Raw genomic sequence first — 531 nt, 5'->3', positions numbered from 1 at the left:
TCCGTGAACGTCGGATACCGATCCCTCCTTTGCATCAGGGTGCCATGCAAAATATGTAAGAAAGCACCACTCCGTTCGGCAGATTGCCGTGAGCAACTGCGGATTCTTGAAGCCAATCGGCGATTAACTGCCTCGCATAGCGCTAAACACAGAGCAATTAACGAAAAGGACGAGAGAATATAGCCATCAAAAGCCATGCAAAAGCAAAAGCGTTTGATCTTATGCATATTGCAATTGGAGAGTTGCTCATTGCTTTTACAATCACGAAGGTCAATAAGGTTGTGATTATATCGCTGGGGGACATATCTCATCGTAGTTGTTTTAACGTTTTAACCATCTATTTTGCAGCGAAAGTTAACCGTTCCATCTAAATGAGAGGAGCGATTAGCGTATACAATTCCCTGGTCCAAAACCAACTAAAAAAGCGCCTTGCATCGAACAATTTTCCGTTCGAGCGTAACGCTTTTCCTTTATTGCAACAACAAGTTCAACGACCCACTTTCTCAACCCCATCCGCGATACGCTCCAGCT

It is taken from the genome of Paenibacillus sp. 598K, from assembly GCF_003851045.1.
Lineage (GTDB): Bacteria > Bacillota > Bacilli > Paenibacillales > Paenibacillaceae > Paenibacillus_D.
Note: the sequence above shows the minus strand (reverse complement) of the source record.